The sequence below is a fragment of the Haloferula sp. A504 genome, assembly GCF_044385805.1.
Lineage (GTDB): Bacteria > Verrucomicrobiota > Verrucomicrobiia > Verrucomicrobiales > Akkermansiaceae > Haloferula.
Window position 1 is genome coordinate 1 of record NZ_JBISBU010000102.1, and the last position, 9,517, is coordinate 9,517.

Sequence of the window (9,517 nt, forward strand, 5' to 3'; positions counted from 1 at the left end):
CCGGGCTTTCCTCGCCCGGCGCGATGACGATCGGCGTGATGTCGCCGATGATGTCCAGGTCGCCGCCGTCGACGTCGCCGAAGCTGTCGTAGCCCACCGGCTGCGTCTGCCGGACCTGATAGGTCCCCGGGAGCAGGTTGTCGAAGCGATACGATCCGTCCGCCCCGGTCACCGTCGTGACCTCCTGCACGCCCGGCGTGGCCGGGTCGCCGTCGACCGGATTGCCGAACTCATCCAGCAGGGTCAGCGTCACGCCCGCGAGCGGCGTGGCATCGACATAGACGTGGCCGCTGATCGACGACAACTCGATCTCGATGAAGTCATTTCCCGTATCGATCTCTCCGTCGAAGACGCTGACCGGGATGAAGTCGTCGGTGCCGTCCACGTTCGCCGCGTCGTCGCCGCCGTCGGTGCGGTCGCCGTCGCTGACCGTCTCGTAACCCGACGGCTGCGTTTCCGCCACGCCGTAGTCGCCGGGCGGGACGCTGGCGAAGACATAGCCGCCGCTGCCGTCGGTCGTCGCCGTCACCGGCTGCACGCCCGCCGTGCCCGGATCGGAGTCCACCGGATCGCCGGCGGCGTCCGTCAAGGTGATGATCACCCCGGAAATTCCCGCATCGCCGGCACCGTCGTCGTCGGTGTCGGCAAGCACCGAGCCGGAGATCGTGCCGAGACGTTCATCGACGAAGTCATTCCCGCCGTTCGATCCCCCCGAGACCACCGTCAGCGACGTCTCGCCACCGATCAGGTTGTCGTTCGCGCCGTCGACGTCGCTCACCGAGATGAAGCCGCTCGGATCGCTTTCCACGACCCGGTAGTCCCCGGGAAACAGTCCGCCGAAGGCGTAGTCGCCAGCGACATTCGTGAGCGTGGTGGTCGGCTGGATGCCAGGGGTCACCGGATCGCTGTCGATGTCGTTGCCCGACGCGTCCTTGAGGGTCACCGTCACCCCGGCCAGCGGCTGGTCCGGCAGGTCGTCATTGTCGATGTCCACCCGCACCGTGCCGGTGATCGAGCCGAGCTGGTAGTAGCCGAAGTCCACGCCCGTCTGGTCGGCGTTCGGAGCCACGGTCACGCTGGCGAGATGCAGCGTCGTAGTACCATCGAAGTCGAAGCTGGCCAGCGAGCCACCGGGCAAGGTGGAGGGATCGACCCGGACATCGAAGGAGCCGGACGGCAGGCCGGTGAACTCGTAGAAGCCCGAACCGTCGGTCACCGTCGTCGGCTCACCGGGGTCTTGGAGGCCGTTGTGGTCGAGATCGAGGAACACGGTGACGCCCGAAAGCAGGGGCTCTCCCGCCTCGCGGCCGCCATTTGCGTCGAGATCGTTCCACACGACGCCCGAAATGGCGGATGCCTCGTATTCGAAATCGCGGGTGGTCACGTTCTCCCCGATTCCGAGGCTCACGCTGATGGAATTCGGGTTGCCGCCGTCGGCATCGGCCAGCGCGAGGAGCCCGCCCGGAACCGTGGTCGTGATCTCGTAGGCGCCGGGCCGCAGCGAACCAAGCGCATAGCTGCCGTCCGACGCGGTCGAGGTCGTGGCAATCACGTCGTCCGCCGTGCCGGGGATCCCGTCGTCCCCGGCGAAGCGCAGGCTCACCGGCACGCCGGCCACCTCGGTCTCGCCCGGATCGGAGAAACCGTTGCCGTCGCCGAGAACGATCGTTCCCGAGATGCTGCCGAGCGTTTCGAGATAGCCGAAGTCGATGTCCGTCTCGTCCGCGGAGACGACCGGGATCGTCCACACCGGGGAAAGCGGGCCGCCATCCGGATCGCCGGTCTGCACGTAGGCGTCGTTCGGCAGGGTGGATTCGATCACCGTCACGCGCACGCCGGCGCCGTCGGGAATACCCCCGAAGCTGTAGAAGCCGCCGCCGTCGACCGGCACCAGGTAGGCCAGTTCGTAGCCGCCGCCGAGGTCGGCATCGATCTCGACGCGCACGACGGTTCCCGGCAGGCCGGGTTCGCCACCGTTGAGCAGGCCGTCACCGGAAACGCCACCGCCCGATCCGTCGTCGTGAAAAACCGTTCCGCTTACCGTGTGATAGACGGCCGGCACCGGCGGATACCCGAAATCGACAAGATCGATCGTCTCGCCACCCGCGAGAACGGTCGCATAGGTGCTGGTGAGGGGATCGGCCCCGGCGGGATAGGCACTCGGGACGGTCTGGTAGCCGGCGGGCAACGTCGCGGCGAACGCCTCGACCAGGTATTCCGCCGCGCCGGACGTGTCGGCCAGGCCGGTGAACTGATAGAAGCCGGCATCGTCCGTGACGGTCGTTTCAAGCAGGAGGTCCCCGCCGGCGAGGTCGATCGTGCCATCGCCGTCGGCATCGAGATAAAGGTTCACCGTCACCCCCGCGAGCCCGGGTTCGCCCGGTTGGCGGGAACCGTCGGCATCCTGGTCGGCAAACACGGTGTCGCCGATGGCACCGGAGTTATCGACGCCGAAATAGAAGAAGCGGATGCCATCCTCGCCGGGTTCCGCCGCGAACTCGAAAGCCGTGGGCGTGGTCGCGGTGCTGAGCGCGGGATAGTTGGTGACAACCTCGCCGGTGTCGTAGCCGATCGTGTAATCGCCCTCCGGAACGATGAACATCACGTGGCCGTCGGCATCGGTGACCGCGGACTGTGTCACCGGATTGCCGAGCGTGTCGGTGCCGGCGACGGTGACGGTGATGCCCGGCAGCAAGGCCTCGTGCGCTTCGAGGATCGCATCCTGGTTGGCGTCCCAGAACACGGTGGCTTCCACACGGGCGCCCTCGAAGTAGCCGAAATCGGCGTCGTCCCGGTCCATCGAGCCGAGCACGAGGTTGACCGGCACGATCTCCTCGGTGGTCGGCACGGTGTCGCGGTTGCCGTCGGTCGTGATGCTGTCCTCGTAGACGTCGACGAAATAATTCCCGGGAGGCAGACCCTCGATCCGGTATTGGCCGGCCGAATCGGTGGCCGTCTGGGCGATCTGATAGTCGCCGGCGACCCGGTCGAGGATGCCGTCGAAGTCGGCGTCGAAATAGACCTGCACCCGGGCGCCCTGCACTCCCACCAGCGGGGCCTCATCCTGCAGGCCGTTGCTGTTGAAGTCCCACCACACCAGGTCGCCGATGCTGCCGGTCCAGTTGTAACCGAAGTCAGCGGTGTCGATGACCGTGGTGTCGGTCGCCAGGGTGACCAGCGACTCATGGGGCGTGCCGATGCCGTCGGCGTCATGGGTGGGAGCGGTGACCTCGCCGAGGGCGAAGGCGCCCTGTGCGTAGGGACTGGCGATCTGGCTCGCGGAGTCGACCGTCACGCGATAATCCGCCGCCGAAAGGCCGGTGAAGCCGTAGAGGCCATCCGAGCCGGTGGTGTCGGTTCCGATCACTGTCCAGTTGCCGTTGATCAGTCGTTCAAGGGTCACCCCGACGCCTTCGAGCGGCAGCTCGCCCGGATCCTGAACGCCGTCGTTGTTGGCATCGATCCAGACGTAGTCACCGATGCTCCCGCTGCCGGGCGGCAGGGTGTCGAGACCGAAGTCGGCGTCCTCGTACTGCTCGCCGCTCGCGAGGGTGATTGCCAACGAAACCGGCGTGGTGCCGAAATACCCCGCGGGCACCGTGGCGGCGTCGCAGCGCACCACGTAATCGCCGGCGGCGAGGCCGTAGAGATGATACGCGCCGGAGGAGTCGGTCACCGCCGAGCCGACCAGCGTGACACCGTCGGCGGCGTAGAGATTCACGCTGACGCCGCCGATTCCCGGTTCGCCGGGATCCTGCGTGCCGTCGCCATTCAGGTCGGCCCAGACGAAGTCGCCGATGGAGCCGCCGAGCCCGGTGACCGCGTCGTCCTGGGCCAGGAAGGCCGGACCGTTGTAGAACTGCGCGACGTTCTCGATGAAGGAGACGCCGGGGTCCGGGCTGTCGATCTGCACCGTCATGCCAAGCGGCTGGGTCACGATCACCCCGTTGGAGCTGGCGGCATCGAAGGAGGCCTCGTTGCCGCTCGCCGCTCCGGTGAAGACCACCTCACCGGGCAGAGAACCCGCCGTGACATTGTAAACCCAGGTGAAGGTGGCCGATCCACCTCCCGCGCCGATGTCGGCCGGGGAGCCGGTGGGACCGGAAACCAGCGTCGCCCCGGCACCGTGGGTGCCGTTCACCGAAAGGGTGCCCGGCGTGATTCCACTCACCGCATCGGCGGCCGTCACGGTCATGCTCACGTTCACGTTCACGCCCGACCCGCCATCGGTCACCAACGCCGGAAGGATGGACATCTCGGTGGTGGTATCGACGCCGCCAACCGGCGTCAGGGCCAGCAGGTGGCCGATGTTGTCACCGGCACTCACCGCGGTGGCGGTGCGGATTCCGGTGGCCCCGGGCGACGGGAAGGTGGCGTAGGCGGAACCCAAGCCGGCCTCGTTGCCCCCGCCATCCTGCGTGTTGACGTCGTAGATTTCGGCCAGCGAATCCGAGTAGCTGTTGAAGGTGGCTCCACCGCTTGCCCCTTCACTGGTGGCGAACACGCCGACCAGCATCGCATTGTCCACGCTCGTGGTGATCGAGGGCGCGGTCACCGTGCTGCTGTTGGAGTTGGTCTGCCCCGCCTCGGCATTGATCGGTGCGGCGGTGTTCACGTTCCGGTAGGAACTGATGCCGATGCTCCACTTCTCGTCCGCATCCATGCTGAACGTGTAGTTGGCAGGCTCCGAGGCGCCGGCGATCTTGTAATACGTCGCCAGGCCAAGCTCGTTGCCGCTGTCGGTCCGGCGGATCAGGTTCCAGCCCGCGGGCACCGTGATCGTCCGGTCCGAACCCTTGTCGAAGGCGATCGACGCGATCATCACGTCATTCTCAATCGTGCCCGCCGGCTTGGCCGGGGTCAGGGTGGTCCCGGGGCGGACCGACGTCGTCGAGGAGGCCACGTAGGAGACCGTCGAAATGCCGGCCTGACTGCCGTCAATGGCCGGCGTGTTGCTTCCGAGATTCCACGTCACCGTGTCGCCGGCGGAGGCCTGGTCCACGACCACGCCGTTCGAGGTCGCCGCGGCAAAGGTCGCCCCGGGGCTGTTGGCGGCGCCCGTGAAGGTCACCTGGTCTTCCACCGACCCGGCGGTCACGTTGTAGACCCAGGTGAACTGGGCCGATCCACCACCCGAGCCGATGCTCGCAGGCGAGCCGGTCGGGCCGGACACGAGCGTCGCAGTGGCGCCGTTCACGCCCGTGTTCACCGTCAGCGCGGTGGGCGTGATGTCGCTCACCGCCCCGGCGGCGGTCACCGTCATCGTCACGGTGACGTTCGAGCCGGAGCCCGCATCGATCACGCTGGCCGGAGCCGCGGCGATGGCGGTGGTGGTGGCGATCACCGGATCCACCGTGTAGCTGACCGCCAGCTTCGGACGCCTCGACTCGGTGCCCTCCTCACGGGTGTAGAACTCGTGCTCGACGTCGGTGGCCTGGTCGGGCAGGCGCATGATCACCCCGTAGTTCGGATAAGCGCCGTTCACCCAGCCCTGAACCAGCGGCGTGAGCGTCCAGTCGTAGGGATCGTCCGAGGTCACGTTGGTGGTCCAGGTCGCGACCGGGTCGTAGTCCCCGTCCCCACCGGGATTGGTCCACGGAGTTCCCGCGCTGCGGCTGTTCCACGAAGACCCCAACTCGGTCCAGGGCTGCGTCAGGCGGTGTGCGGCGATGGCCGGGTTGTCGTTTTCGCGCGCGCCACTCTTCTGCTCGAGCGTCATCACCGCCGAATCGATCGTCGCTTCCGCGGGAATCGAAGACAGGTCGAAGCGGAGGAGAAGTCGGTTCAGGTAGGAGTTCGTCCGCTCGATCCACATCTCCTTCAGCGTCCCGTAATTGTCATCCGGCTTGTCGCTCCAGATCTCGTTGTCGGCGACCGAGGTCAACGTCAGGGAGCCCGAACTGCCCGCGACACCCGCCACGCTTCCGGGAATTGCGGCCGAACCGGTGAGGCCGCCGGTGCCGCCCCCCTGGGTGGCGGAAACGAAGCTCGTGCCGGCGGGCACCGCGTCGGTGACCGTCGCCCCGCCGAGCAGGCTCGGGCCGGGCCAGTAGGGATAGAGCGTGTAGTTCAACAGCTCGCCCGGCAGCGCCGAGGCCTTGTCCACTTCCTTGTTGAAGACCGAGACGAACGGGAAATCGGCGTCGAGGAAAGAGTCGCCGGCGGCCACCGTCGGATTGACCGAAAGCACCGAGGCGGAATAGCCGCCCGGGATGTCCGGGTCGGTCGTATCAACCTTCACCACGTAGGTGCCCGAGGCGACATCATCGAAGAGATACTGCCCGAGCACGTCGGTGGCGGTCGTGGCCACCAGGGTCACGCCGTCGGCGGCGAAGAGGTTCACCGGGATCCCGCCGAGCGGCGCGTCGCCGGCGTCGTAGAGGCCGTCGAGGTTGTTGTCGACGAACACCTGGTCGCCGATCTCCGCGGGCACCGCGCGCCAGAAGCCGAAGTCGGCGGTGGTGACGCTGCTGAAACCGGACGCCACGAGGTGCGGATTGGTGGAGGTCAACTCGTTCGCCGAGGCCCCGTAGAGCCCGGTGAAGTAGGACGCGATGTCGGCATCGTAGGAATCGACCACGACCAGGTAGTCCCGGTCGGTCGCCAGGCCGGTGAAGCCGTAGGTTCCGGACCCGTCGGTGGTGGTGCTCGCCAGCACGAAATCGCCGGCATCGATCAAGCCGTTGCCATTGACATCGACATACAGCTCGACGGTGACGTTCGCGATGCCCGGCTCGCCGGCGTCGGGCACGCCGTTCTTGTTCAGGTCCTCGAAGACCTGGTCGCCGATCGTTCCCGAGCCTCCCGGCTGGTAGCCGAAGTCGGCGTCGAGGAACTCCTCGCTCAGCGCCAGCGTGACATTGTAAGTCGCCGAAAGTACACCGCCGTCGGGATCCGCTGTCAACGTGTAGCCCGCAGGCACGCCACCGCTGCCGGGCGAGGGCACGACCACGCGGTACGCGCCTTCGTTGAGCCCCGAAAAGATGTATCCGCCTTCGGCATCGGTGACCTGGCTGCCGAGCGAGGTCTCGAACGAGCCGTTGTTGTCGGCATCGAGCTGCAGCTGCACCGCGACTCCATCGAGCCCCGGCTCTCCGGGATCCTGCGTGCCGTTGCCGTTCCAGTCGACGAACACGGTGTCGCCGATCCGGCCGCCCCCGACCTCGACCGGCGCCTCGGGGATGGGAGGCAGGACCTTGCGCTCGTACTGAACCTGATACTGGTTGTAATAGGTGCCCGGCGCGACATCGGGACCGATGAGCGCGTTGAACCGGATCACCAGCGACCGGTCGCGCTGGATGCCCTGCTCGATGGTGAAGGCCGGCTCGGCCGGATTGGAGGCATCGACGGTGATCGTCGGGCTGGAAATGCTCGCACCGTTGAGCGTCGCCGACACAAAGCTGGCGTAGCTGAATCCCGGCGGCAGGAAGTCGCGGATGACCATCGGCGTGCCGCTCGGCCCGGTTCCGAGGTTCTCGATAAGCATGGTGTACTCGACCGTGTCGCCCGGTGCGGCGACGGTCGGGGTCACCGACTTGCTCTTGATCAGGATCGCCCGGGTGCCGACTTCCACCGAGTCGGTGGCGACGCCCACCACGGTCGTGCCGGAGCGGGCGACGACGGTGTTGTAAAGCGTGCCGGTGCCGGTCGCCTTCACGTACAGGCGCACCGTTTCGACCGAGCCCGGCGTCACGCCGCCCAGCTTCCAGACATACTCCGAACCGCTCACCGAGGAGGGCGAGGGCACCGAACTGACGAATTGCAGTCCGCTGGGCAGGGCGTCGGTGAGCGTGACGTTCGGCAGGGTCGTCAGGCCGTTGTTGATGAATGTCAGGTCGAAATGGAAGATCTCGCCCGGCGCCACCAGCTTCTTGGAAGCGACCTTCTGGACACCCACGCAGGCGTCGAGCTTGACCACCGTCGGATCGAAGTAGCGCCAGATGTGGTCCTTTCCTCCATCCGTGCCGCCGGCGTCGCCGCCGAAGGCATCGGCATACATCGGGAAGCAGTCGTCGGCATTGCCGGTGAGTTGGTAGATCTTCACCTTCACCGCCGAGTATTCCGGGCGGCCCAGTTCGAGCTGGCCGATCGCGAAGCGCACCGCGGTGATGCCCTCGGGCAGCGCGCTCGGGTCGGCCCCCATCAGGCTGGCATCGATGCCGGCATACCCGAGGGTGTCGCTGTTCAGCCCCGGCTGGTCCGAGGAAATCTGGCTGCCGGGATACTTGATCCGCTGCCACGGGCCGACCCGGATCGCCGACCGCATCCTGTCGGCCGTGCTGCCGGCGGTCGACTGATAGGTCTCGTAGTCGAATTCCCAGGCGTAGCCCGACTGCGGACCGGCCACGGCGTTGGCCAGGCCCCAGGGGGCATTGCCGCGACCGTCCTCGGGATCGATGATCGGCGAGACGTCCTTCCGTCCGTAGGCGCGAAGTTGATACGAATCCCACAGCGTCATCGTCCCGAACACCCCGTTGATCTCGGAATCGTCGACGTTGTCGGCGAAGTATTCCCCGACGTCGTCGCCCGAGTTGTTGGTCATCGGCGACGTGCCCCCGGAGATCGCCGCGCCGTAGCTGTTCCAAGCCGTGCGCGGATCGGTCGAGAAGAAGATGCCGGTGTCGGCATAGACGCCGGCCAGCGTGCCGCGGTCGTGACCGTCGGCGGTCACCGGATCGTGCCTCACCCCGAGTCCATTGACGCCCGGGAGCGACCACCCGGTGAGTTCCGGCGTGGTCTTGGGCGAGATCGATCCGGTCCCGATCGCGATCGGCGACTGGCCCTTCATCGGGATCGCGCGGAAGCCGCGGGGGTCGGTGGGATCCGGAAGCACGTAGGCGACATCGACCACCTGCATTCCATCCGGCACGTAGAATGTCTGGTAGCCGCCCACGCCGGTCGTCGTGCCGGGCCCGGGCGTCGTCTTGAGCAGCATCCAGAATTCGTCGTTCTCCTGGATCAGTGGCTCATTCGCCGATCCGCGGGCGCTCATTTGCTCCAGGTAGTCCTGGGCGAACGCAATGCCGGTCGCACGGGTGTCGAGGTTGTGGGCGTGCCCGGACGCAAGCAATGCAAGCGTGAAGCCGAGCAGGGCGATCGAAGTCTTGGGGGAACGGTTTGCGCGTTGCGCAAGGGGGGAACCAGTGGGAACGGGCTGGTTCATGGTGGTGCAGGGGTTGGCGGTTTTCAGGGGAGCTTTCAGGCGCCCGACCTCCAGTGGGAGGTGAGGCGTCGGTGGGTGTTGGCAGCGGTTGGAAAAGGCTTGGGGATGAAATTTCGGAAAGGCTTGTTAACCAAACACACCTTATATCTTAGATATCTAAACAAAAAATGTCACTACGCGATCGCGTGAAGCCGGATCGGGCGGCATTCGAGGATCTAACCGCCAGCAGTGCGGTCATGAGAATGGCGCGGGCAACGCCCTCACGGCGACCAAGGCCGGGGCATGGTGTAGCCGTCGAATCCGGCCTGCGAGCGCACGAACACCGCACGACCGCTCAGGAACAACACCTCGCCG

The 9,517-nt window shown here is 66.6% G+C and carries 1 protein-coding gene; it reads right to left on the bottom strand.

The window, feature by feature from the left end:
• Positions 1 to 9,163: SdrD B-like domain-containing protein (locus ACG2LG_RS23235; RefSeq protein WP_396263172.1), on the bottom strand; the 9,163-nt coding region annotated here is incomplete at its 3' end.
• Positions 9,164 to 9,517: the final 354 nt, after the last annotated feature.